The organism is Nocardia sp. CA-135398 (genome assembly GCF_050955845.1).
GTDB lineage: Bacteria > Actinomycetota > Actinomycetes > Mycobacteriales > Mycobacteriaceae > Nocardia.
This window is the reverse complement of record NZ_CP192084.1, coordinates 7,146,616-7,167,803: the sequence shown is the minus strand read 5'-3', so window position 1 is coordinate 7,167,803 and position 21,188 is coordinate 7,146,616. Positions and strand designations below refer to the sequence as shown.

The following is a 21,188-nucleotide window of genomic DNA, read 5'->3' as shown; positions in this document are numbered from 1 at the left end:
AAGGAGCACATGATGGGCATCGCAGCATTGATCACCTGGTTGTTGACCGCCGCCGGTGGGTTCGTCCTGCTTGGCACATGGGTCGCCAAAGGCGGGGCCCGGCAATCGACTACGACCCACTTGCCACCACCGGTGGTGTTCGGTCACTTCCTGCTCGCCGTCGCCGGGCTCATCGTCTGGGTCGTGTATCTGGTCGCCGACTCCGACGCGCTGGCCTGGATCGCGTTCGCGCTTCTCGTACCGGTCGCGCTGCTCGGATTCACCATGCTGGCACGATGGCTCCCGGTCTACCGCGACCGCGCCAGCGCAGCGCAGGAGCCCCCGGCGGAACGGCACTTCCCGGTCGCGGTCGTCGGCGGGCACGGTGTGTTCGCCGTCGCCACCGTCGTGTTGGTGCTGCTGACCGCTCTCGGCGTCGGGGGTAGCTAGCCCGTGTCACGCCCTGCTCTACGCGTTGTCCACGAACCGGTGAACACCATCGACCTGGCCGCCGCCGAACGCGCCGCCGGTGAGTTCCTTACCGCGCTCGGTGTCGGACTCGACGACGAACACCTGCACGCCACCCCCGGGCGGATGGCCCGCGCCTATGCCGAACTGTTCACCCCACGCCCGTTCGACCTGACGACGTTCCCGAACGACGAGGGCTACGACGAACTCGTCCTCGCCCGCCGCATCCCGCTGCGCTCGGTCTGCGAACACCACCTCTTGCCGTTCGTCGGCGTCGCCCACGTCGGCTATCTGCCCGGCGACCGGATTCTCGGACTATCCAAACTTGCCCGCGTCGTCGAACACTTCTCCCGCCGCCCCCAAGTCCAGGAACGACTCACCAAGCAGGTCGCCGACTGGCTCGCCCAACACCTGCAACCGCAAGGTGTCGGCGTCGTCATCGAGGCCGAACACACCTGCATGACCCTGCGCGGCGTCCAAGCCACCGGTACCACCACTGTCACCTCGACCCTGCTGGGCACCCTGCGTGAAGACGCCCGCTCGCGCCAGGAATTCCTCTCCCTCACCGGAATCGCACCCTGATGCCCGCCCGAATATGGCCGCGAGCACCACCGAACCGGCATAGTGCCCGCGTTCGCGGGTAGGCAGAAAGTGCCCAGCAATGGGTCAGGAGGTGAGGAAAGTGATGATGTCACCGATGCTGATGCAGCTCGTGGACATGGCACGGAACCTGTGGAACATGGTGTTCCCGAACATGCCCATGTAGTGACATCGCCCCAGCGACTGGACAGAGAACCACACGCCCCACGCGTAAGCTCTGTCCAGTCCTTATGTGCCAGACACTGATTCGGCAAACCCTCCTTCCTCCGCCGCGACCATGCCCAGCACTGGCCTCGACCGGAATCCGGAGGGCACACATGGTCCCACAATGGGTCCGCGACTACACCTCTGCTGTTGACGTGACGTCGGGGCACCGGCTGTCCAGACCACGCATCAACCGCTCGGTCCACTTGCTCAGAGACACCGCCGCGTTGAGGGCGAACGCGGCCTCATCAGGCTGCACATTCTTGCCATCGCCGCTGCCCGAACTCAGCGCCCGAACATAGAACGGCAGATAGAACACCGCCCGATGCAGCGCCTGAGCCAGCTTCGCTGTGTCCTCGACCGCCAACCGGCCGGCCACCCGGTCGTGAAGCTCGACGAATTCCAAACTGCTCAGTTCCTTCTCGGCAAGCAACAGTGCCTGAACCGCCCGATACGCGAGCAACTGCGCGTCGGTGAGCTCGGGCAACTGCGGGGACACTGTCGTCACGCTGTTCTCCTCTGATCGACGCTACGGATTAGTAGGCACACTAAGCCCGAAATCAGCCGGATAACGCACATTTCCACGATGTCAGCAACGGCATGTCACCGAGAACAAGACTGGCCAAAAGCGGTCAGCGCGCCGCCACCAGCGAATTCGATCCCTGTCGTTGAAGCCGAAGCGTCGGCTTCATCACGGCGCAATCGCTCCGATACGCCAGAAGTCGGTTAGTGTTCGGCGTTCCAGAAGCCGATACCGACGGCGCCCCACCAGCAGATCTGTGAGATGGCACCCGATGCCGCACCCCAGAGCAGCAGACGCGTCGTCAGTGGCGTCGACACATGGTTCGTCAGACGCTTGCCCAACAGCAGCGCCTGAAGCCCGTTGAGCGTCAGGATCAGAACGAATGCCATCTTGGTTCGCGTCATGGCGGATTCGAGATTGGCGACCAATCCGACCAGGCCCACCCAGATCGGCACATGCAGACGCGCGATGCCGTCCAATGCTTCGGCGAGGGTGGTCCGGCCGGCCAGCCAGACCAACATCAGATAGTCGGCGATAAGGACACCGCCAAAGCCGAGTACCAGGGCGGCCAAGTGGATGAACAGGCCGACAGTATGCAACTGCCGATCGACGTCGAGGTGGTCAGCAATCCACAGGGCGGCGCCAAGCGTCACGGTGGCCAGCAAACCCGCCGCAGCCACCGTCCACCATGAATCATGAAGTGCCACAGCACGTTGCGGGTTGTTCTCGGGCCACCGACGCCGCGCCGCGACGGTCGGATGCCACTCACCCCAGATCGTGGCGGCCGCCTGCGTTCTCGGCAACACCACGATCGAAGTGGTGGACGTCTGACCAGGTACTTCAATGGTCCCGCCGTCAGACATATGGGCCTCCAGACAAACATTCACGGCAATTGTTAGGACAGGCTAATCTATCTCTTCGGTCGGGTAAAGACGGTGGATCGTCCGTGCGGGCAGGCGCGGATCGGGCGTGAGGATGAGATGAGAACGACCCAGGCTCTGGGATTGAGCATCGGCTCGGTAAACGCGGTATCAGCCGCGGTGACCGATGACCCCGCACATCCGGTGGTGACCACCCGACGCACCACGGTGACTTTCTCCGGTGACGGCACCGCATCCATCGGCGCGGTTCCTCGCGAGGCCACGGTGCTGGCGGATTTCGCAGATCTGGCGATTACGCAGGATCCGATCGTCGTCGTAGCGGGGCGGGCCATGCGCTGCGCCGACCTGGTTGCGGCAGTGGCGAATCAGCTGGCCGCAACATCGGTGCGCAGCGTATTGGCTTACCCGGCAATATATTCCGGTGACCAGGTCGCCGAACTCCGTTCCGCGTTGGATCAGCTCGAAGCCACCGGCGTCGTACTGGTCCCTGAACCGATTGCCGCGGCGCAGTGGCTCGAAACCTGCGGTGGCGCACCGGAATCCGAACTTATCCTGGTCTATGATCTCGGCGCCAGTTGCCTGGATCTTGCAGTCGTTCGTGCTGGCAGGCTGGCCGGACCGCCGGTGCGCTCCTACGGTTTCGGTGGCCGTGCACTCGATGTGGCGGTGGCCCGATACGGACACGACATCACACCGGACGCCGAATCACGTTGGGCGGAATGCGTATCCGCCGATGATATCGCCGAGCTCCGCACCCGTCAGGTGCGTGAGTCGGTCCCCCTGGTGCGCGAATGCGTCCGTGCCGCCGGTGTCGCGGCATCGGATATCGACCGCATTCTGTTGGTCGGTGGCGCGGCCCGGCCCGCAGCGGTGGCACGAGTACTGGCCGACGAATTCGAACTCCCGATTGTCCTCGGCCCCGACCCGGCGCACACCATCGCGCTGGGTGCTGCACTGCTCGCATCCCGCCCCGCCGCGACCGACGACAGCCCGACGATCGTTCCTCGCGGCCGCCGCGAACCACGCGTCGCTGCCTTGGCGGCCGCGGTGCTCACCACCGGGCTGCTCATGCCTGCCGCGGTGCCGTTCGGGCGCACCTTGGACCATGGGTCTGCGATGGAGGCGACGGCGGTGAACGCGCCCACGGCACCGCGTTTCGATCCCCACCTCGATCCGACCCCGGTCGCAGTGGCGCCAACATTGCCGCCGAACGCGATGCTCGTCGACAACCCTATTGCGCCCCTGCGGCTCGCGGTTCCCGCGACATGGCAGGCGACTGCGCCGGACCCTGCGGCACATGACATCTCACCGCTGCCGGTCGCGGAACCGCCTGCCGGTCCTACAAAGCCCGAATCGGCGCCCACTGTCTCGACGACAGACTTCGCCTCCGCGGGGGTTCGGCCCGATGCAACCGCGCCGTCCGACACCGCCTTCGGTGCGCTATCGAATTCGGGCCGATCGAATGATTCGGGCCGATCGAACGGGTCGGGCCGACCGAGCGATTCGGGGGGACAGAGCAATTCGGGCCGACCGAGCAATTCGGGGGGACAGAGCGATTCGGGGCGAAAGGGGACCTCGGGTCGGCGGTGATCCGAAGCCCCCTGTCGATCAGGGAGAGTTGAAATACACAGCGTGTTCGGCACGACAAGCTCGCAAGCCGCTGCAGTCCCGGCAGCCGCGAGAGTTTGTGCAACAACCGATGACGACGCCTCCGGGCCGAGTTCGGAGTGAAGACTCACAGATCTCTTGCCATTGGCATTGCCCGCCGGTCCGCGCCGATCGCCGAGGACTCGGTGTTCTTCGGTCTGCACGCTTCTCGCACCCCAAGAGCTGTCGGGCTATCTGGGTCGGCCCCAGCGCCATGCACAGATTCGAGATCGGCCTATTTCCGCGGCAACTCATCCGTTCCAGATTGCGCGAGCCCGAGATCCCGGTCCGAATAAGCTCCTGAACCGGTTGTGGTTCAACATGTTTCCGATTGGCTGTGGACAATTCTCGGTGGTCGGCTCGACGACGCCGAAGCCACAACCGCGCTGGCGCACACCAGTGACGAGTTCACAGCATGGAGCCGCTGGTCCTGCTGGTCATCTGCGGTTTGTGGTCATTTCTCGATCTCGATGTGGTCGATGTCGAGGGCGACGAGGATAGGGTGGGCGAGGGATCGGCCGCCGGGTCCTCGTGGGTGTACCCGTCGGTGTGTGGGAAAGACGAGTCCAGCGAAGTTCCGGTGGTCGCTGCAGTAGTGGGCGGCGTGCGCCCATCTGCCGATCGGGTTGGCGAGGTAGTCGTGGCGGCGGATGAGACCGGCAGAATCGACGAAGAAGGTCTGGCGTCGAGAGTGGGTGTGGATCTCCGGCGGGAAGCCGACCTCGAGGCGTCGCCATAGCTCGCCTGCTTCCGACCAGGTATCGCGTTCGGTGATGGTGATTCCTTCGCGGGTAAGGAGCGCGGGCGTCGAGAGGTAGTTCCACCATGCGTATCCGGCGAAGTACGCGGCATCGAGAGCGTCCCAGCGGAGGTTGCGATGGAGTCCGCTGAGCCCGGTGAAGGCGGCGCGGGCGTTACACCGGGCACTGATCAGCTCGCCATCGCGCGTCTCGATCCGTACGTCGCCTCGATCGAATACCGCTTGCTGATCCTGGTGTGGGAAGCCTCGAAAAACGGCGTGCTGTTGTGCGAACTCCACCCGCACGGTCACGGTGGCCATCCGGTTGCCGGGAAAACGTGAGCGCAGCAGGCCACCGAATCTCCCACGGGCGGTCAGGGCGGTCACGGCCCGCCACTGTTCGAGGCCGCCGTGAGCGGTGAGGACCTCCTCGAGCAGCGCGATCATGTCTGCGCCCCGGGCAGCAGTGTGGTGAGGACGCGCCGGTCGCCGTGGACACTGGCCAAGGGCAGAGCTTGGTCGATGGTGATCGCACCGGCGGCGAGGCCCAGCACCACCTCGGGCGTGGCTTCGAGAATGGTGTCGGGGCGGCGGTCGGGCTGGAGGATCACATCCGGGCCGTACGTATCGATCCGCAGGGTCATGAACAGGCCGGGAACGTCGATGCCGAGCTCGGCCGGAGGTGAGGCCGTCCGTCCGCGGAGCAGCGCCGGGAGGGCGACGGCCAGCCAGTGCGGCTGAAAGGCGTCGCCGCCTGGGCCGCTGACCATCAACGGGGCACTCCAGCGGATGAACGCCTCCACCGGTTCGCGGAGCTGACTGCCCCAGGGCGTCAGAGCGTAGACAACGCCGCTGGTCGGGCCCGGCCTCCGCTCGATCACTCCCGAGGACTCCATGTGCCGCAGGCGGTCGGCGAGCAGATTAGTGGCGATCCCACCCAGCGCCGCCACGAGTTCGCCGTAGCGCATCGGGCCGAGAAGGAGTTCGCGGACGATCAGCAGGCTCCATCGATCACCCACCACGTCGAGTGAGCGCGCCAGCCCGCAGTACTGCCCATAGGAACGAGGTGCCTTCTGCTTGACTTCTTCCATAAGCCTTGATTTTATCAAGCTAAATCAGATGTTCTCGCACGAGAGGGTTCCCATGTCGGTTACCGGTCACGCCGCCCCTGTCGCCTCGCCGACCGCCAAGACACTCGCGGCCCTGAGCGCTGCCGGGGAGAGCGGGGATGCCGATGCGGTCGCTGAACTCTTGGCGCCCGACGTCGTCTTCCATTCCCCGATGACCACGCGACTGTGGTTCGAGGGCAAACAGGAGGTCACGGCACTACACCGTGACATCTTCGCCGTCCTCGACAACGTCGTCACCATCGAACCGCTAGCGGTGGGCGATACCGGAGCGTTCTCGTTCCGCGCCCGCGTACGCGGGGTGGAACTCGAAGCCATGAATCTGGTGCGCTGCAACGAGGAGGGGCAGATCGTTGAATTCAAGGTCTTCATCCGTCCGCTCCCCGGCCTCGCGACGCTGTTCGCCGCACTGCCGCCGCGGGTGTCAGCGAGGCGTCGCGGCCGCCTGACCGGCGTGCTCGTGGCTACCGTTGCTCGCCCGCTCGCCTTCGTAGTGCGCACCGCGGACCGCTTCGCGCCCGCATTCCTCTAGCCAACACCGATGCGTCTTTCGAGCCCGCTCCGAGAAGGTCCAGATACGACCCGGCAGTCCGCCCGGGCGCACACCCGTCTTGGTGGGTGGACGACGAGCTGTTTCCCTTCGAGAGCCGTTCGCGGAGCTGGACGGGCACGTTGGAGCAAACTGCTAACGGACTGATCACACTGCTGTCGGCCCGGCCGCGAACGCGGCGCCGTGTGCTGGGGTCCGTCATTCCCTGGCGATCATGCCGAGGGCTTCTTTTTCCTCGTCGATGTATCGGTCACCAGCGAGGTTGATGGTGACGTGATCGATCCTGATGCCGCGCAGGAGTTGTCCGGCGGGGTAGTCGCGGCTGACGGGGTCGGCGGTATCGCGTCCGATCGCGAGGCCTTCGCCGGACAGGGTGAATTTGCCGGGTTGTGTTCGCATGGATGCCTGTGCTGTTTCGGTGCCGTTGATCAGCATTCGGGTAGTTCCACGCGCGGTTCTGGGACTGTCCTCGCTTTCCTTGGTGAACGAGACGTCGATGATCAGATGGCCTGGCGTGACGGGCGCGGCCGCGGTGAGGACGGTGTGATCGATTCCGAGGAAGTTGTCCTCGTATCGGGGCGTGCCGTCCTTCAGGCCTCGCCCAATGCATTCGTGGCCGGGCAGTTCGCTCCGGATTGGAGGTCGGGGTCGTGTCCAATTCGTCGCGGTCACCATGAGCACAGCGTCGTGATTGCGAACTCGAACCAGCAGCGAGGGCCACGCAGCGCAGTCGGCATGTTGCGCTTCGCCCTGGTGTCGCTTCACGACAGCTGACGCCCGCGATATTCCGTGCCGTCGCAGCTCGGTACCTACAATAATCGTGTGACGATTTTTCGTCGCGATAGCGAAGTCGAGCTCGGCCACTACGTCGGAGGCGTCGCCGCCCGGATGAACGAGCGGGTGACGGAAATCGGCGCGACCATCTGTCGCGAACTCGAGGAAGAGATAGCCGAACTGCGCGAGGACACGCATTCGCGGGAACTGCTCGGGTCGAGCGTAGAAGCGAATGTCGAGACACTGTTGCAGGTGCTACGCCACGATATTCCGGTCGCGCGTGTCCAGGCGCCGACGGCGGCGACCGAGTACGCCAAACGCCTGGCCCAGCATGGAGTTTCGCTCAATGCGTTGATTCGCGCCTATTGGGTGGGGCAGCGACGGATGAGCGAACTGGTGTTCGCGGAAGTGCGCGCCACCGACATCGCGGCGCAGCAGCGGGTCGACGTCCTGCAGGCCATCACTACGACGCTGTTCAATTACATCGACTCGATCACCCGGCAAGTCGTCGCCGCCTACCAAGGTGAGCGGGAACAGGGGTTGGAGAATCAGAACAGCATCCGCGCACTCCAGGTTCGCGAAGTGCTCACCGAGACGAGCGTCATCGACATCGACGCGGCGACCGAGGCGATCCGCTATCCGCTGCGCTGGCATCACCTCGCGCTGGTGCTGTGGTATCCGGAGCTGAGCACCGACGGTGACGAACTGCGCCGGATGCAGCGGTTCGTGCGGGAGTTGGCCGAAGCGGCGAAGACGTCGGCGGGCCCGCTGTTCGCCGCCGTCGATCAGGTCAGCGCATGGGCCTGGTTGCCCTACCGATCGCTGCCCGCCGACCCGGTCGGCACGGTACGCAGTTTCGCACGCGACCGGACCGACGCTCCCTGCTTCGCGATCGGCACACCCGGCACCGGAGTCGAGGGCTTCCGCAGATCACACCGGCACGCTCAGGCTGCGCGCGCGGTCGCGCTCGCCCGCGGCGCGGACGATCCGATGGTCTTCTCCGCGACCGATCCGGGGTTGTCGGCCGCGGCGCTGCTGGGTGGTGACATGGCCGAAGCGCGGGACTGGGTCAGCGAGGTGCTCGGCGATCTGGCCTCCGACAGCGACAACGACGAGCGGCTCCGGGAGACCTTGCGGGTGTTCCTGCGCACCGGATCGAGCTACAAGGCTGCGGCCGCGGAAATGAATCTGCACTTCAATTCCGTGAAGTATCGGGTGGCCCGAGCGATTGCGCGGCGGGGCCGACCGATAGACGACGATCGGCTCGAGGTCGAGATGGCGTTGTTGGTGTGCCAGTGGTACGGGGGCGCGGCATTGCGCCGGGAGCCGACGTAGCGCTCTTGCCAGTGACAAACGTGCGGTAAGACTTCGTACTCGCGCAACGATGGCGCGATCTCCGTGCCGACCTACTCTTCTGGCGTCGATCTCGAGCGAACGCACAGCAAGGCGGTGGCCCCATCCAGGAGAAAGAATTGATTGCGCTCAATCTGAAGGAATCACCATCGCCGCGATCGGACGCACCGGCCGCCACCTATGCCCAGCCGGCGACGAACAACGCCGAAAAGCTTCCCTCGCCGAATACCGGGTACGAAACCGACGATATCCTCGCACTCGGAGCGCCCGCACTGGTTCTGGGCGTCGTGCTGATCGGCACCGGGTTCGCCGGGCTCCTGCTGGTAGGGAGTTGGTCACGCGACTACGGCTCGCTGCTGGTTGTAGTCGCCTACGCCATCTACATGAGTCTCGCCGGTTCACTGAGCGTGTGGGGTCTCCGATTGGCCCGCAGGCAGCACCTCCGAGGATTGGCCCGCAGGCAGCACCTCCGAGCACTTCGCAGCGACACCGACCCGCGGAACTCCACAGCAAGTTCCGTCGCGGAAACGCGCTCGCCCGAGCGCCGAAAACCCTGCGGCGTTCGTGCCGCAACACAGCGATCAGACAGCGAATCTGGAGGGCCCGCCTCGGACCGGACCGGCCGATAACCTACTGGGCGCCTCCGGCATCCGCAGGTTCGCCATTCATGCGGGACAGCCACCGCTGCCGACATCGGTGGCGGCGATCTGGACCGGCAGCACCGGCGAAGGATCCGACCGTTGACCTAGGCATCGCCCCGGGTGGTCCGAGACACGATGGGGGAATTGCGATCTCGATCTGCCGCAACACGCGGAAACGTCAAGCGCCAGCCGGACGGAATGGTGGCGTCGTGCGGCTACGCTCCGGCATAGCCGAGGCCGGCAAGCAGCTCGGTCGCGGCAACGGCCACCAACGCATCGGCCATTGCTCAGCCTCCGTTCAAGGCTCCGCATCGCGTGAACCGAGCTGAAAAGTGTCTCGTCCCGAAACCATCGCCTCCACGCTGCCGATGGTCCGTCGGTGTGCACAGCGACGCACCGCACCGCACGAGACTGCTGCTCACACAAGTCTCCAGCTTCAACCTGAAGCGTAACCGTGTCAATATCCCGCGCCGCGGCATCCACATCAGGACTCAGGCCTCGCCCAAGGCGACCTCGGCCGCCCCGGCAAGAGAGCCCATAACATCTCCGAATCGACAGCCGGAGAAAAGATCACGATTGCGCTCTTGCGCCGACAAACGTCCGCAGCTCATGCTTCATCAATGGGGACGCAGGTAGAGGGCGATCATACGGTCCGTACTGTCTAGGGCCGACGCTGCTGGGAGACGGTACCAGCGCACTCGTGGATGCGCACACACTCGATGAGGCCTCGCTCGAATCGCTCTCAATTCCTGGTTGTGAACCGGTGCCGTCGACGCCGACGGGAGCTACACGGCCTGCCCCCGAACCGCTGCCCGTCACCTTTGAAGCAAATATCCGAACGTGAAGGAACAGGCAATGTCCACCATCCACTTCAAGGAAACGACGAACTCGACACCGGAGCAGTTCGTCGCCGCGCTCACCGACTTCGGACCCGGCCGCTCGCAGGTATTCGGCAACAGCGCCGACGAATACCTCGAAGTGCACAACCAGGGCCGCCGTGAAGCCGACGTCACGGAAGGTTCACACGGCATCTGGGAACGCCTGCACTACGACTGGTCGAACCCGGACCGTGTCGTCATGACAACCACCGACTCGAACGTGTGGGGCGGCCACTCCGGTCACACCTACACCTTCAACCGCCGTCCCGACGGGAAGACCGACGTGGATGTCGTCATCGTCCGCGAGGGCAAAAACCTCAAGGGACGGGTCCTCGGCGTCGTGGTCGGGAGCGTCGGCAAACGCGTCCTGCGCCAAGCCCTCGACAAGACCGTCAAGGCTATCGAAACCCGCGACAATGGCGTCGGAACGACGAAACAAACGTGACGAGACTTGTTCGTCGAAGAACGCCGCGACCTGCGGTGTCCGATCAGCAAGGTGCGGTCGACGAACAGGCTCACCTGCCGCCGCAGCCGGTACGGGATGCGGAAGTCGCCACCCGCGGCGATGACGGTGTGTCCGTCGAGGGCCGGTAGACGACATCACCGTCGGCAGGGCGCACCGTCCGGCTTTCGGGCAGCGGGCCGTGGATGAGCTGCTGCAGCGGGGGCTGGGGCGGGATCACCGGCGAGTTCAAGTAGCCGAGTAGGGCGTCGTCGTCGCGACATGTCGCGGTTCGAGTTTCGTTCTGGCGTCGGTTGCAAACATGTTGCGGCGTGGGCGAAATCGTTGATCGAGGTCAATCGAAGCCGGGACGGTCTACTCGGGGGTTGTCGTGCGCGTGAGCGCCCCACGTAGGGCATTGATTTGTGCCTCGATGAAGGAGCGAGAGACGGGCGTTTTCGGCGCGATGACGTCGAATCCGTGGTACGCGCCCGGCACGACGTCGAGGGTGCACTGGATGCCGGTCTGCTGCAGGCGCTGGGCGTAGGCGACGTTTTCGTCGAGGAAAAGGTCGTGGTCGCCGACACCGATCCAGGTCGGGGGCAAGCCCGACAGATCCTCGCAACGTGCCGCGGCGGCAAGCATCGGTACCTCGTCGGTCCCGTAGACCGCTCCTAGATAGGATTGCCAGCCGAATCGGTTACTGCGCTGATTCCATAGGCGGAACCTGCGTTCGTCGATATCGGTTCGCAGTGCTGTTCGATCGTCGAGCATCGGATAGACCAGTAGTTGGAATGCCGGCTGAATCTCACCCTTGTCTCGGGCAAGCAAACCAAGTGCGGCTGCTAGACCGCCGCCGCCGCTCGCCCCGCCGATTGCGATGCGTTCTCGGTCGACGTCGGATTGTTCGGCGAGCCAGCGCAACGCACTGTAGCAATCATCTAGCGGAGTAGGAAAAGGGTGCTCGGGTGCGCGCCGATACTCGACTGCCGCGACTATGGCACCCAGTTCGTTACTGACCTCGGTGCAGAAGTCGTTGTCGGTCCCCGCATTCCCGGTTACGAACCCGCCCCCGTGGATCCACAGCAACGCTGGCGCCGGGGCGGATACGAGCTGGGGCCGATAGAAACGAACAGACACTGCTGGTTCGTTCGGAATCGCGATAACCTCGCCGCCCGCGCGCAGCATCGCCGCTGCGGTCGCCCACCGAGTCAACCGCAAGGTTGCCGGTCCTGTGAGGAACGACCTTGGGAGAAAGCGTGCGGTTCTCAGGTCTGGGTGGAAGCTCATGGCACACCTTCTGGCCGGGGGTTGGAGGCAGTGCTTCCTGCCTTGTGGCACCGTTCGTGCAGCGCGTTTCTACGGGAGAGCCGCCGAACACAATAACGGCTACAGTGTTGCTATTAATATGTAAGGTGTCAACAAACGGGTGCCACCCGGACGTTCGGGAACAGACTGTGACTGCATAGGTATCACTGCCGCCTACCTGCTGCGCGCTAAACCTGAACAGGCACAACAGATCCTGAATCAGCTGGCCGATGTCACCTCCTCGGCACGAGAACTCAAATCGACAGTCGGCTTGGATCGGAGCATGCGGGCAAGGTCGGCTTCGGTCTGATCGGCATCAACAAACCGGCCATCTCACATTCAGTGCGCCATGACGAAACTCGGTGCACGGCATCGCGCCCAACTCGTGGTCATCGATCTGTACGCGTCGAGCCACGAGGCTGAGTCGTACCTGAGGTGGGAGCGCGCCGAATAGTATTGACGAAATCGTCATTGACGGTCGGCGGCTCGGTGACTGCCGGTCCAGGAAGGAGCGTGCGTGCCGATGACCTCGGCGTCCAGTGGTCTACCCGAGTGGGTGCGCGAGCTCGCCCCGGCGGCTCCGGCCGCGCTGCGTCGCTCGGTGCTGCCGTCGGAGCAGGTCGAGGAGTTCGCCGCCCGGGTAGGGAACGGCGCTGCCGGGTATGCCGTCGAGCTCGGTCAGGCGATGGCGGGACGTATCCTGGCCGAGGTTCCCGAGCTCGATGTGGACGGCATCGTGCAGATGGTGCGTGGCGGCTGCGAAGCGGTGGCGTTGGAAGCCATCGGAGTGATCGCGGGTGTCAAGGACTTCGCGGTCGAGGCCGCCCCGGGCGTCTTGCTGGGACCCGCTGAGGTTGTGAGCCGAGGCGTCGGCGTCGAACATATGCTGCGCAGCATTCAGGTGGGCCATTCGATGGTCGTCGAGTACGTCCTCGACGCCGCCGAACGACTGGTGCCCGCACCGCAGCGGTTTGCGGAAATGCGGCGTATCACCGCACTGTCGTTCGGCATCGCCGATCGGCTCACGAGCGAGATGGCCCCAGGCATATGGCAATGCCCATCAGGCGTGGGTGGCGAGTTCGGCCGCAGCGCGGATGGAGGTGATCCAGGAGATCCTGCGCGGTGACCCGGTGCCGCTCGATCGGGCGGTGCGCCTGCTGGTCCGACGAGCATGTTGCTTGCCGAACCCGAAGATCCGTGCCGACAACTCCATCGGCCACAGCGACGCGGGAGTCTTGTCGACGGTGATCGTGTTCGGCCAGTCGGACGAACCGAAGAACAGCGCCTTCCACGACTTCGAACCCGCCTGGACCGCAGCGGCATAGAAGGTGTTGCCCCAGCCGTTGGCGGTCAGATTCCAGAGATACGCGGCGGCGGTGCCGACCAATAGCAGCGCCAGTCCCATGTACTCACTTCGTGGAGCACTTCGCCACGAACCGTGCCGCAGGACACGCCGTTGGGCCGCGTCCCGTGCAGTCGACACCATCACTGAATCGGTCATGCCGCACAGCATCGGCGACCGACCGCGCCGAATCCTTGTGCCCGGCTGGGAAATCGCTGGGAATCAGACTGAGTCGCCATAGGGTCGAGCACGAACCGATCCGCCGACGAGTAAATCGCTCGCCGAGTTCATCCGCGAACTGATCGTCGACGGCACCTTGGAATCAGCCCGGCGGTCATCTTGCTCTTGTCGGACAATGGGCGGCTCGCTGCGTCGACCTCGTGCGACGGTGCTGGCGCCTGGTTGGCTGGATAACCCGGTTAAGGTGAAGTCATGCCGGCGATGTTGCCGAACCAAGGTTGGAAAGCGGTTGGAGTGGACGTTCGAAGTCAGGTGACGCGCCGCAGCGCCTCGGGCGTCAGGTCCTCGCGGGTCGGATAGCCGTCGACGGCCATGATCAGGTCGGTCTCGGCCAGCAACGAGCGCAGCACGTGCACCACGCCGTCCTCGCCGCCGATCGCCAGGCCGTACGCGTAGGGCCGTCCCACGCCGACCGCGGTGGCGCCCATCGCCAGCGCCTTGACGATGTCTGCGCCGCTGCGGATGCCGGAGTCGAACAGCACCGGCAGCCCTTCTGCGGCCGCGACGACCCCGGGTAGGTAGTCGATTGCCGGTATTCCGCCGTTGGCCTGGCGGCCGCCGTGGTTGGAGCAGTAGATGCCGTCGACGCCACCGTCCCTGGCTCGGCGGGCGTCGTCGGGATGACAGATGCCCTTGAGGATCAGCGGCAACTCGGTCAACGACCGCAACCACGGCAGATCGTCCCACGTCAACGGATTGCCGAACACCGAAACCCAGTGCAGCACAGCGGCTTGCGGGTTCTCCTCAGGCGTTTGTTGTAGGCTCGCGCGGAACACCGGGTCGCTGGTGTAATTCGCCAGACAGCGGCCGCGCAGTTGCGGAAAGTTCGACGTCGACAGGTCACGCGGCCGCCATCCGGGTACCCAGGTGTCCAGGGTGACGATGATGCCTTTGTAACCTGCGGCCTCTGCACGAGCAACGAGGCTGGCCGCCAAGTCACGGTCGGTCGGCGTGTAGAGCTGGAAAAAGCCTGGGGTATCACCGAATTCGGCGGCGATGTCCTCCAGCGGATCCTCGGTCAGCGTCGAGATGACCATCGGCACACCGGTGCGCGCGGCGGCTCGTGCCGTGGCCAGATCGCCGTGGCCGTCCGGCGCGCAGATACCGGTGACGCCGATCGGCGCCATGAACACCGGCGAGGGCAGCGTCAGCCCGAACAACTCCACCGACAGATCTCGTTCGCGCTGGGCGTTGAACATCCGCGGCATCAGGCCCCAGCCGTCGAAGGCGGTGCGATTGACCCGCTGAGTGCGTTCATCGCCGGCGCCGCCGCTGACGTAGGACCAGATTGACGGCGGCATCGCCGATTCCGCCTTGGCCTCCCACTCCGCATAGGACATCGGGAATGACGGCACGATGCCCGACAGTCCCGCCAGGTAGATCTCGAACTGGTAATCGCCGAATGCCATTCGCCTGCCAGTGCCCGTCATCTCGTTCCTAACGCATGTTTTCCATCACCTGGTGGTCACTGTTCCTTGGAGTCGAGGTTGCACACCATGGGGCTGGTGGTGAACGGCTCCGGGGAGCTGAGGCAGGTACGAGCTCAGTAAGGGTTTTCGCTAAGCCAGCTCAGATAGTCTTCAAGGGCTTCTTCGAAGGTGAATTGGGGGCGCCATCCGGTGTCGCGGGTCAGTAGATCCGCATTGAACCCGCCCGAAGGATACGGTTCAGCCCGCAGCGTTTCCGGATCCATCCCCACTTGCCGCGCGGCATCGGGTCTTATCTGATAGAGCGCCAGCAGCTGTTCGCGTGCGCTGGTGGTGTAACCGCTGGACAGGTTGTAGATCCGATGCGCAAGGGTGTCGGCACCGACGACGCGCGCGAGGGCATTGGCCGTGTCGCGAACGTAGGTCAGCGGGGACGCGGCGATCATGCTCCACAGTTGTGGCAGCGGCACACCGAAATATCCCGCCCCGGCCATCAGATTTCCCCTGCCCGCTGCGGTGTGAACTGCACGACTGATGGGACTACCCATCTCCTTATAGCCCGGCCCGAACTGTGAAGTGAGACGGAGCACGGCAACTTCAAGCTGGTGCTCGTTGAGATTCTGATTGGTGGGCACCGTTGCCGATCCGCCCATCCGCCACGGAGCGGCGTAATCAAGTGCGATGCACTCCAGGGATCGTTTGACGCAAACTTCGAACTCCGGTACCGCGAGCACCCTGCCGCCATCAGGGGTATCGATGGCGCCCATCGCGTTGGGATGGTCATCGATCAGCGTTTCCACCGGAAAACGCTGGTCTTCGTTGAACGGCGGTTGCAGGCCGGCATAGACCACGATCGAACTCACGTGGACGAAGCGGGTAACTCCGGTGGCCTGAGCGGCTTCCAGACAGTTGAAGAGCATGTCGTAGTTGGCGCGGTTCACGACGCGCCTCTGAGCGTGCTGATGGGCCGCCGCGGTGTGTATCACCGCGTCAAAGTTGTACCTGCTGAACAGATCAAACACTTCCCCGCTGCGCGACAAGTCCACCGATTCGATGGCGACCTGTTGGCGGTGCTCGCCTAAAGCTTTCTCGATTGTGTCGTGTCCGCGGCGAGCGTTGAGGACAACTGAAGCCCCCGTGGCGACCAGTGCGCGTGCGGTGTTGAGCCCGACCGGCCCGCCGCCGCTGGTAATCAAGATCTGAGGCACTCTGAACTTTCCTTTGATGGATGGGTAAATGTGCTGTCTACCAAGCGATTTGAAGCGCCAGTACCGCCAAGGCGAGCGTCTCGACGCCAAGTGCGGGGATCATCGCCGACATCGGATCCTTCACGCGTATGTGGGTGATCAGCGCACCGATGATGAGCAGGCTTACTCCGGCTGCCGCGGCGATCGCGAGATGCTCAACAACGAAGCCACCAAGAAGTCCGGCCGTTGCGCAGAGTTCGAGAATGCCGATCGCACGGTTAAGACTCGTGGAGATCCCAAGGTGCTCAGCGTTCTTGCCCGCAGGACCCATGTTCAGGATCTTTGGGATACCAGCCGCGCCGATGATGAGGGCCAGAGCCACAGTGAGGACCGCCGTTACGATGTGCATTGGACTGCGCTCCATGAGTTTTGTGCGACGGTCACTGCGTTTCGGAGCACGCCAAGACCTTCGATCTTCGATGTGAGCAGGTTGCCGGGCCGCAAGTAGCGCGCGGGGTTTCGGGAGTAGCCGACACCGGCCGGGGTGCCGGTGAAGATGAGATCGCCGGTCCGCAATTCGCAGACCTTCGACAGGTGACTGATCAGTGTGGGAATGTCGAAGATCATGTCGGAGGTGCGGGCCGACTGAACCGTCTCGCCATCGATGCTCGCGGTGATGGCCAGATCGTAAGGGGTGGCCAGCTCGTCGAGAGTGGTGATCCAAGGTCCGATCGGCGTGAAAGCCTGGTGGCTTTTCGCGAGGCTGAATTGGGCTGGACTGCCGGCCATTTGGGCCTTGCGCTCGGAGATGTCCTGACCGACACAGAAGCCGGCGATGTGGCGTGCCGCGTTCTCGGCCGCGATGTCGCGTCCGGGAGATCCGATGACCACGACGAGCTCGACTTCCCAGTCGCAGGTCTCGGTGGGCAGCGGGATTGCGTGAGCAGGTCCGGCGATCGAGGATGCGAACTTCGTGAAGATGAGCGGTTCGTCGGGGACGGTCAGACCCGTCTCTTGGCTGTGGTCTGCGTAGTTGAGGCCCACCGCGAAGATTTGGCCGGGGTTGGTGACCGGAGGCCCTAGTGGGGACGGATCGCTGGCCAGTGTGTCAATGGTGTGCTCATCGTCCGGGATCGGGCCGGTCGACCGATACCAGGTGTGAATATCGGTGAGGCACGCGAGAGCCTGGTCGGGGTTGCTTGGGAAACGGCCGCCGGAGGCATCGGCGATGTCCACGGTCCCGGTACTGGTGACGAGCGTGGCTCGGTTGGCAAGGTTGGCAAGCTTCATGGTCGTGAATCCTTGATTTCAGGTGCAGTCTCGACCTAGTCCAGGCGTACCGGCGGGTCGGTCTGACTGGCCATTTGCCACACCAGCTCATCGGGCATGGCGATGATCTGCTCATAGACTTCGGCCGGATAGTGCATATGGGGTTTGGCGGGGTCGTTTCCGGGCTGCGCGACCGGCCCGGTGCCGGAGACGAATTCTTCGGGTTGGCGGTACTTTTCGAGCTCGTCGGGGCCGATGTCGTTGATCTCGACGATCTCCGGGTCGATCCAGGCCCGATCGTCGATCGCCTCACCTGTGGTGAGTTCCAGGGTGAGACCCTCGGGTCCGGCGAAGTAGATCGACTTGCAGAATCCGTGGTCGACGGGGCCCAGCACCACGATGCCGCGGCTACGAATGCGGTCGCGCAGGCCGAGCAGCTCGGCGAAGTCGGCGACGTGCAGCGAGATGTGCTGCAGGGCACCGGCCGTGACCGGCGCCGAGGCGTTGCCGGCATGGGTGACCCCGTAGTCGCGAGTGTCAGGGTTGTCGGGGTGGTAGACGAACGCAACGTAAGACTCGGGGTTGAGTTCGACGAACGCGTGCCACGCTCCCTCGGCGCCGTGCATGCGATAGAGCGCTTTGAGCGGGCAGCCGAGCACATCGGTGAAGAACGCGATCTGGTTCTTGATGTTGCGGGTGGATATGGCTACGTGGTTCACCCCACGCGGGTGGACGGCGGTCATGATGGTCACTTCCCTGTTGTCGTCGCGATTGTTGTTGCGTTGGCCATCTGCTTGTGGCACCAGTCGTGCACGACCGCGGCGTACTCGGCGGTGTGGAAGAGCATTAATTGATGCACGCCGTTGGGGTGGACGTGGAAGTCGACCGGTCCGCCGGTGGCGTCGACGACGGTCTTGGCCAACTCCGGGGGGAAGATGGGGTCTTTCTCCCCGACAGCGAACAAGATGGGCTTGGTGTTGTCCGCCAAGGTGATTTCGGGGTCATAACGCATCAGCGAACCCATCGCCGCCAGGTCGTAGTTCCAGGTGTTGAGGGGATCGCGGTGCTTCTGCTTGCCGGCGCCGCGATACCCGTAGTCCTCGTCGAAGTCCATGAACCGGTCGACGTTGAACTCCAGCGCATGACCGTACTGGGCGATCAATTGTTCATAGGCCGGGGTGCGAAACGGGTTGTCGGCCGGCATCAGCGGTCCGGACGGGATGCCGTAACCCATCAAGATGGCGCCTGCGAACTTGTCCGATGCGGCGTATGCGCAATAGGCGGCGGCGGCCCCCAGCGAGGACCCCTTGACGAAGACCGGGAGCCCCGTTTCGGCGATGATGTGATCAGCCATTTCATGCGCCGCGGCGACCCATTCGTCGAGCGTGAAATCGCCTGCGCGACGGGCGGCGCAGGACCGGCCGTGGCCGGGTGCATCCATCGACCACACCTCAGCGCCGAGCCCGGCGTAGTGCGCGCCGAAGTTGTCGTAAATACCGCCATGCCCACCCATTCCGTGCTGGACGAGCAGGGCGTGGTCGGCGTCGGGGCCGGCGAATCGGTAGGCGAAGATTTCGCCGACCACGTGGTCTTCCCGTCGCATCACGGACCTCCTGAACGTATCGAAACAAGATAAATTGATAGCCATCAATAAACACGCGAAATAGATGCTTGTCAACATCTAGGGGTATATTGGTCCCATGACCACCGCACCTCGCCGCGGTCGGCCGCCCGCCGACGAATCTCCCGCCTCGATTGACGACATCCTGGCCGCAGCCCTGCGAGTGTTCTCCGAACGCGGCTTCGACGGCACCTCTGTGGCCGCGATCAACCGTGAACTGGGGGTGAGTCACAACCTGATCCACCAGCGTTTCGGCTCCAAGGAAGCGCTGTGGTTCGCCATGATCGACTGGGCTTTCGGCAAGATCGAAGGTGGGCTGGCGGAGCTCGATACCGGCGCCGAGTCCGATGTCGTCACGGCAACGCGGCACACGATCGTGCGCTTTCTGGAACTGCATGCCGCCCACCCGGAGATCCTCAGATTGGTCACCGTCGAGGGCGCGTCGCCCAGCCCCCGCCTGACCTACCTCTGGGAAACACACATCGGTCCGTCGATCGCCCGAGTCATGGCCCCCTTGAAAGTGCTCGTCGACGCCGGCGTGCTTACCAACGCCGACATTCGCAGTCTGCATTTCCTCGTCGCACACGGCGCGACGGCGCCGTTCAGCCTCGTTCCCCTTGCCGAACTGCTCGATCCGCAGGACCCGCGGCGTCCAACCGCTGTCCGCGAACACGCAAACTTCGTGGCCGATCTCGTCGTTGCCGGACTCAAGGCCAAAGGCGCGTAGGGACAATGCGGACCAAGGTCACGCTTAGCTTTGACAACGGGCCCACCGAGGTCACACCGGTGGTCCTCGATATCCTGCGCGACCGCGGCATCCTGTCGACGTTCTTTGTCATCGGGGACCGGTTGCGCGCGCCCGGTGCCCGGCAGATCGTCCGGCGCGCGGTGCGCGAGGGCCACTGGATCGGTAACCACACCATGACGCATTCGATCCAGTTCGGCGACAGCGACGATCCCGACCTTCCCTATCGGGAGATCGGGGCAACCCACACCCTGCTCGGATCACTTGCAGGTCCCGACAGGCTATTTCGACCTTCCGGTGGTGGCGGCATCCTCGATAAGCGACTACTGAGCGCCGCAGCGGTGCGTTACTTGGAAGCCAACGGCTTCACCTGCGTGTTGTGGAACTGCATCCCGCACGACTGGGATCGACCCGACGGTTGGGTGAAGCGATGTGTCGACGACGTCCTTACTCGAGACTGGAGCTTGGTCGTCATTCACGATTTGCCCACCGGCGCAATGCGTTCTCTGCCGTCACTGCTGGACCGGTTCGCCGAATTGAACATTGATGTCGTGCAAAACTTTCCACCCGACTGCGTGCCCATCCGGCGTGGTAAAAGAACCGGCTCCCTTTCCGGATTGTGCGCAGAGAACGTCTGAATACAATTCGGCGACTGGGCGGATGAACCAGTGGAAAGGAAAGGTCCGGATCATCTCAGAGCCTTCGTACTGTGCGGCACCGGGTCAGCGCCGTCACCTTGCCCGTGATCGTCGACGGGTGGGCCTGCAACTGTCGGTCGGCGATTTCAGTCGGCGTTCGGTAATCGGCGGCGCAGAGATTGTGGAGCTCTCCGAGACCTTCGATGGTCGAGTGCGCGGTGGTGCCCGGGGTCAGAAAGCGTGGGGGTATACGGGAATGGCCGACGCCCGATGGGGTGCCGGTGAAGATCAAGTCGCCGGGCATCAGCTCGCACACTTGTGACAGATAGCTGACCAGCGTGGCGACACCGAAGATCATGGAACCGGTGCGACCCGACTGGACGAGCTCATCGTCGAGCCTGGTTTCGATGGCGAGATCGCTCGGATTCGGCAGTTCGTCGAGGGTCGTCAGCCATGGACCGATCGGGCCGAATCCGGGGTGGCTCTTTGCGGCAGCCACCGTTTCCGCGTTCGCCGCGGGCTGGATGGATGTCGTCATGGGCGCACCGCCCCGGCGAGGTTCACGCTCGCGGCACAAAGCTTGTCCAGGGCGGCGCGAGGATGCA

At 64.1% G+C, this 21,188-nt stretch carries 22 protein-coding genes and 1 pseudogene; 9 read left to right on the top strand and 14 right to left on the bottom strand.

The window, feature by feature from the left end:
- Positions 1 to 9 precede the first annotated feature (9 nt).
- The gene (locus tag ACQP1T_RS31950) at positions 10 to 429 is read left to right on the top strand and encodes a hypothetical protein (protein ID WP_433756738.1); all 420 of its coding nucleotides are present in this window, start codon (positions 10 to 12) and stop codon (positions 427 to 429) included.
- 3 nt (positions 430 to 432) lie between these two features.
- A complete protein-coding gene (folE, locus tag ACQP1T_RS31945; protein WP_433756737.1) occupies positions 433 to 1,029 on the top strand; it encodes a GTP cyclohydrolase I FolE in 597 nt (198 codons plus the stop codon).
- Between the two features lie 358 nt (positions 1,030 to 1,387).
- On the opposite strand, the gene ACQP1T_RS31940 is transcribed toward folE, so the two are convergent.
- Together ACQP1T_RS31940 and ACQP1T_RS31935 are read right to left on the bottom strand one after the other, a co-directional pair.
- Positions 1,388 to 1,750: a hypothetical protein gene (locus ACQP1T_RS31940; protein WP_433756736.1), complete on the bottom strand. Its 363-nt coding sequence runs from the start codon at positions 1,748 to 1,750 to the stop codon at positions 1,388 to 1,390.
- Between the two features lie 227 nt (positions 1,751 to 1,977).
- On the bottom strand, positions 1,978 to 2,439 hold the full coding sequence (locus tag ACQP1T_RS31935) for a hypothetical protein (protein WP_433756735.1): 462 nt from the start codon (positions 2,437 to 2,439) through the stop codon (positions 1,978 to 1,980).
- 315 nt (positions 2,440 to 2,754) lie between these two features.
- Between ACQP1T_RS31935 and ACQP1T_RS31930 the strand changes: the two genes are divergently transcribed.
- On the top strand, positions 2,755 to 4,245 hold the full coding sequence (locus ACQP1T_RS31930; protein ID WP_433756734.1) for an Hsp70 family protein: 1,491 nt from the start codon (positions 2,755 to 2,757) through the stop codon (positions 4,243 to 4,245).
- Between the two features lie 511 nt (positions 4,246 to 4,756).
- On the opposite strand, the gene ACQP1T_RS31925 is transcribed toward ACQP1T_RS31930, so the two are convergent.
- The gene (locus tag ACQP1T_RS31925) at positions 4,757 to 5,488 is read right to left on the bottom strand and encodes a hypothetical protein (protein ID WP_433756733.1); all 732 of its coding nucleotides are present in this window, start codon (positions 5,486 to 5,488) and stop codon (positions 4,757 to 4,759) included.
- The gene (locus tag ACQP1T_RS31920; RefSeq protein WP_433756732.1) at positions 5,485 to 6,132 is read right to left on the bottom strand and encodes a winged helix-turn-helix transcriptional regulator; all 648 of its coding nucleotides are present in this window, start codon (positions 6,130 to 6,132) and stop codon (positions 5,485 to 5,487) included. The genes ACQP1T_RS31925 and ACQP1T_RS31920 overlap by 4 nt, the downstream gene beginning before the upstream one ends.
- 52 nt (positions 6,133 to 6,184) lie before the next feature.
- Between ACQP1T_RS31920 and ACQP1T_RS31915 the strand changes: the two genes are divergently transcribed.
- Complete coding sequence (locus tag ACQP1T_RS31915) at positions 6,185 to 6,700, top strand: nuclear transport factor 2 family protein (protein ID WP_433756730.1); 516 nt, start codon at positions 6,185 to 6,187, stop codon at positions 6,698 to 6,700.
- A gap of 216 nt (positions 6,701 to 6,916) precedes the next feature.
- Here the strand turns inward: ACQP1T_RS31915 and ACQP1T_RS31910 are convergent, their stop codons facing one another.
- A complete protein-coding gene (locus tag ACQP1T_RS31910) occupies positions 6,917 to 7,393 on the bottom strand; it encodes a hypothetical protein (protein ID WP_433756729.1) in 477 nt (158 codons plus the stop codon).
- Between the two features lie 213 nt (positions 7,394 to 7,606).
- Between ACQP1T_RS31910 and ACQP1T_RS31905 the strand changes: the two genes are divergently transcribed.
- Positions 7,607 to 8,827: a PucR family transcriptional regulator gene (locus tag ACQP1T_RS31905; RefSeq protein WP_433762442.1), complete on the top strand. Its 1,221-nt coding sequence runs from the start codon at positions 7,607 to 7,609 to the stop codon at positions 8,825 to 8,827.
- 1,514 nt (positions 8,828 to 10,341) lie between these two features.
- Positions 10,342 to 10,809 carry a hypothetical protein gene (locus ACQP1T_RS31900; RefSeq protein ID WP_433756728.1) on the top strand — a complete coding sequence of 156 codons (468 nt, stop codon included), beginning with the start codon at positions 10,342 to 10,344 and terminating at the stop codon, positions 10,807 to 10,809.
- A gap of 372 nt (positions 10,810 to 11,181) precedes the next feature.
- On the opposite strand, the gene ACQP1T_RS31895 is transcribed toward ACQP1T_RS31900, so the two are convergent.
- Positions 11,182 to 12,096 carry an alpha/beta hydrolase gene (locus ACQP1T_RS31895; RefSeq protein ID WP_433756727.1) on the bottom strand — a complete coding sequence of 305 codons (915 nt, stop codon included), beginning with the start codon at positions 12,094 to 12,096 and terminating at the stop codon, positions 11,182 to 11,184.
- Between the two features lie 541 nt (positions 12,097 to 12,637).
- Here ACQP1T_RS31895 and ACQP1T_RS31890 point away from each other — a divergent pair.
- Positions 12,638 to 13,240, top strand: coding sequence for a hypothetical protein (locus ACQP1T_RS31890; RefSeq protein ID WP_433756726.1), 603 nt, complete (start codon positions 12,638 to 12,640; stop codon positions 13,238 to 13,240).
- A 57-nt stretch (positions 13,241 to 13,297) separates the two neighbouring features.
- Here the strand turns inward: ACQP1T_RS31890 and ACQP1T_RS31885 are convergent.
- The 7 genes and pseudogenes from ACQP1T_RS31885 to ACQP1T_RS31855 all read right to left on the bottom strand — a co-directional run.
- Positions 13,298 to 13,603: pseudogene (locus ACQP1T_RS31885) on the bottom strand (glycosyl transferase); the annotation flags it as partial.
- A 341-nt stretch (positions 13,604 to 13,944) separates the two neighbouring features.
- Entirely contained in the window at positions 13,945 to 15,105 is a 1,161-nt protein-coding gene (locus ACQP1T_RS31880; RefSeq protein WP_433762441.1) for an alpha-hydroxy-acid oxidizing protein, read from the bottom strand.
- A 134-nt stretch (positions 15,106 to 15,239) separates the two neighbouring features.
- Positions 15,240 to 16,331, bottom strand: coding sequence for an NAD-dependent epimerase/dehydratase family protein (locus ACQP1T_RS31875; protein ID WP_433756725.1), 1,092 nt, complete (start codon positions 16,329 to 16,331; stop codon positions 15,240 to 15,242).
- 37 nt (positions 16,332 to 16,368) lie between these two features.
- Positions 16,369 to 16,719 (bottom strand): DoxX family protein, encoded by a 351-nt coding sequence (locus tag ACQP1T_RS31870; protein WP_433756724.1) that lies wholly within the window; start codon positions 16,717 to 16,719, stop codon positions 16,369 to 16,371.
- Positions 16,707 to 17,546 (bottom strand): fumarylacetoacetate hydrolase family protein, encoded by an 840-nt coding sequence (locus ACQP1T_RS31865; protein ID WP_433756723.1) that lies wholly within the window; start codon positions 17,544 to 17,546, stop codon positions 16,707 to 16,709. Before ACQP1T_RS31865 ends, ACQP1T_RS31870 begins: the two co-directional genes overlap by 13 nt.
- 89 nt (positions 17,547 to 17,635) lie before the next feature.
- The gene (locus tag ACQP1T_RS31860) at positions 17,636 to 18,322 is read right to left on the bottom strand and encodes a VOC family protein (RefSeq protein WP_433756722.1); all 687 of its coding nucleotides are present in this window, start codon (positions 18,320 to 18,322) and stop codon (positions 17,636 to 17,638) included.
- Positions 18,323 to 18,327: 5 nt separating this feature from the next.
- A complete protein-coding gene (locus tag ACQP1T_RS31855; protein WP_433756720.1) occupies positions 18,328 to 19,182 on the bottom strand; it encodes an alpha/beta hydrolase in 855 nt (284 codons plus the stop codon).
- 181 nt (positions 19,183 to 19,363) lie between these two features.
- Here ACQP1T_RS31855 and ACQP1T_RS31850 point away from each other — a divergent pair, with 181 nt between their 5' ends.
- Both ACQP1T_RS31850 and ACQP1T_RS31845 read left to right on the top strand, forming a co-directional pair.
- The gene (locus ACQP1T_RS31850; RefSeq protein WP_433756719.1) at positions 19,364 to 19,927 is read left to right on the top strand and encodes a TetR/AcrR family transcriptional regulator; all 564 of its coding nucleotides are present in this window, start codon (positions 19,364 to 19,366) and stop codon (positions 19,925 to 19,927) included.
- Positions 19,928 to 19,932: 5 nt separating this feature from the next.
- Entirely contained in the window at positions 19,933 to 20,583 is a 651-nt protein-coding gene (locus ACQP1T_RS31845; RefSeq protein ID WP_433756718.1) for a polysaccharide deacetylase family protein, read from the top strand.
- A 55-nt stretch (positions 20,584 to 20,638) separates the two neighbouring features.
- Here ACQP1T_RS31845 and ACQP1T_RS31840 read toward each other — a convergent pair whose 3' ends face one another.
- Complete coding sequence (locus ACQP1T_RS31840; RefSeq protein ID WP_433756717.1) at positions 20,639 to 21,121, bottom strand: fumarylacetoacetate hydrolase family protein; 483 nt, start codon at positions 21,119 to 21,121, stop codon at positions 20,639 to 20,641.
- Positions 21,122 to 21,188: the final 67 nt, after the last annotated feature.

Coding starts and splice junctions, on each gene's coding strand:
- ACQP1T_RS31950 (WP_433756738.1), top strand. CDS start 10: ATGATGGGCATCGCAGCATTGATCACCTGGTTGTTGACCGCCGCCGGT.
- ACQP1T_RS31930 (WP_433756734.1), top strand. CDS start 2,755: ATGAGAACGACCCAGGCTCTGGGATTGAGCATCGGCTCGGTAAACGCG.
- ACQP1T_RS31925 (WP_433756733.1), bottom strand. CDS start 5,488: ATGATCGCGCTGCTCGAGGAGGTCCTCACCGCTCACGGCGGCCTCGAA.
- ACQP1T_RS31920 (WP_433756732.1), bottom strand. CDS start 6,132: ATGGAAGAAGTCAAGCAGAAGGCACCTCGTTCCTATGGGCAGTACTGC.
- ACQP1T_RS31915 (WP_433756730.1), top strand. CDS start 6,185: ATGTCGGTTACCGGTCACGCCGCCCCTGTCGCCTCGCCGACCGCCAAG.
- ACQP1T_RS31910 (WP_433756729.1), bottom strand. CDS start 7,393: ATGGTGACCGCGACGAATTGGACACGACCCCGACCTCCAATCCGGAGC.
- ACQP1T_RS31905 (WP_433762442.1), top strand. CDS start 7,607: ATGAACGAGCGGGTGACGGAAATCGGCGCGACCATCTGTCGCGAACTC.
- ACQP1T_RS31900 (WP_433756728.1), top strand. CDS start 10,342: ATGTCCACCATCCACTTCAAGGAAACGACGAACTCGACACCGGAGCAG.
- ACQP1T_RS31895 (WP_433756727.1), bottom strand. CDS start 12,096: ATGAGCTTCCACCCAGACCTGAGAACCGCACGCTTTCTCCCAAGGTCG.
- ACQP1T_RS31890 (WP_433756726.1), top strand. CDS start 12,638: ATGACCTCGGCGTCCAGTGGTCTACCCGAGTGGGTGCGCGAGCTCGCC.
- ACQP1T_RS31880 (WP_433762441.1), bottom strand. CDS start 15,105: ATGGCATTCGGCGATTACCAGTTCGAGATCTACCTGGCGGGACTGTCG.
- ACQP1T_RS31870 (WP_433756724.1), bottom strand. CDS start 16,719: ATGCACATCGTAACGGCGGTCCTCACTGTGGCTCTGGCCCTCATCATC.
- ACQP1T_RS31860 (WP_433756722.1), bottom strand. CDS start 18,322: ATGACCGCCGTCCACCCGCGTGGGGTGAACCACGTAGCCATATCCACC.
- ACQP1T_RS31855 (WP_433756720.1), bottom strand. CDS start 19,182: ATGCGACGGGAAGACCACGTGGTCGGCGAAATCTTCGCCTACCGATTC.
- ACQP1T_RS31845 (WP_433756718.1), top strand. CDS start 19,933: ATGCGGACCAAGGTCACGCTTAGCTTTGACAACGGGCCCACCGAGGTC.
- ACQP1T_RS31840 (WP_433756717.1), bottom strand. CDS start 21,121: ATGACGACATCCATCCAGCCCGCGGCGAACGCGGAAACGGTGGCTGCC.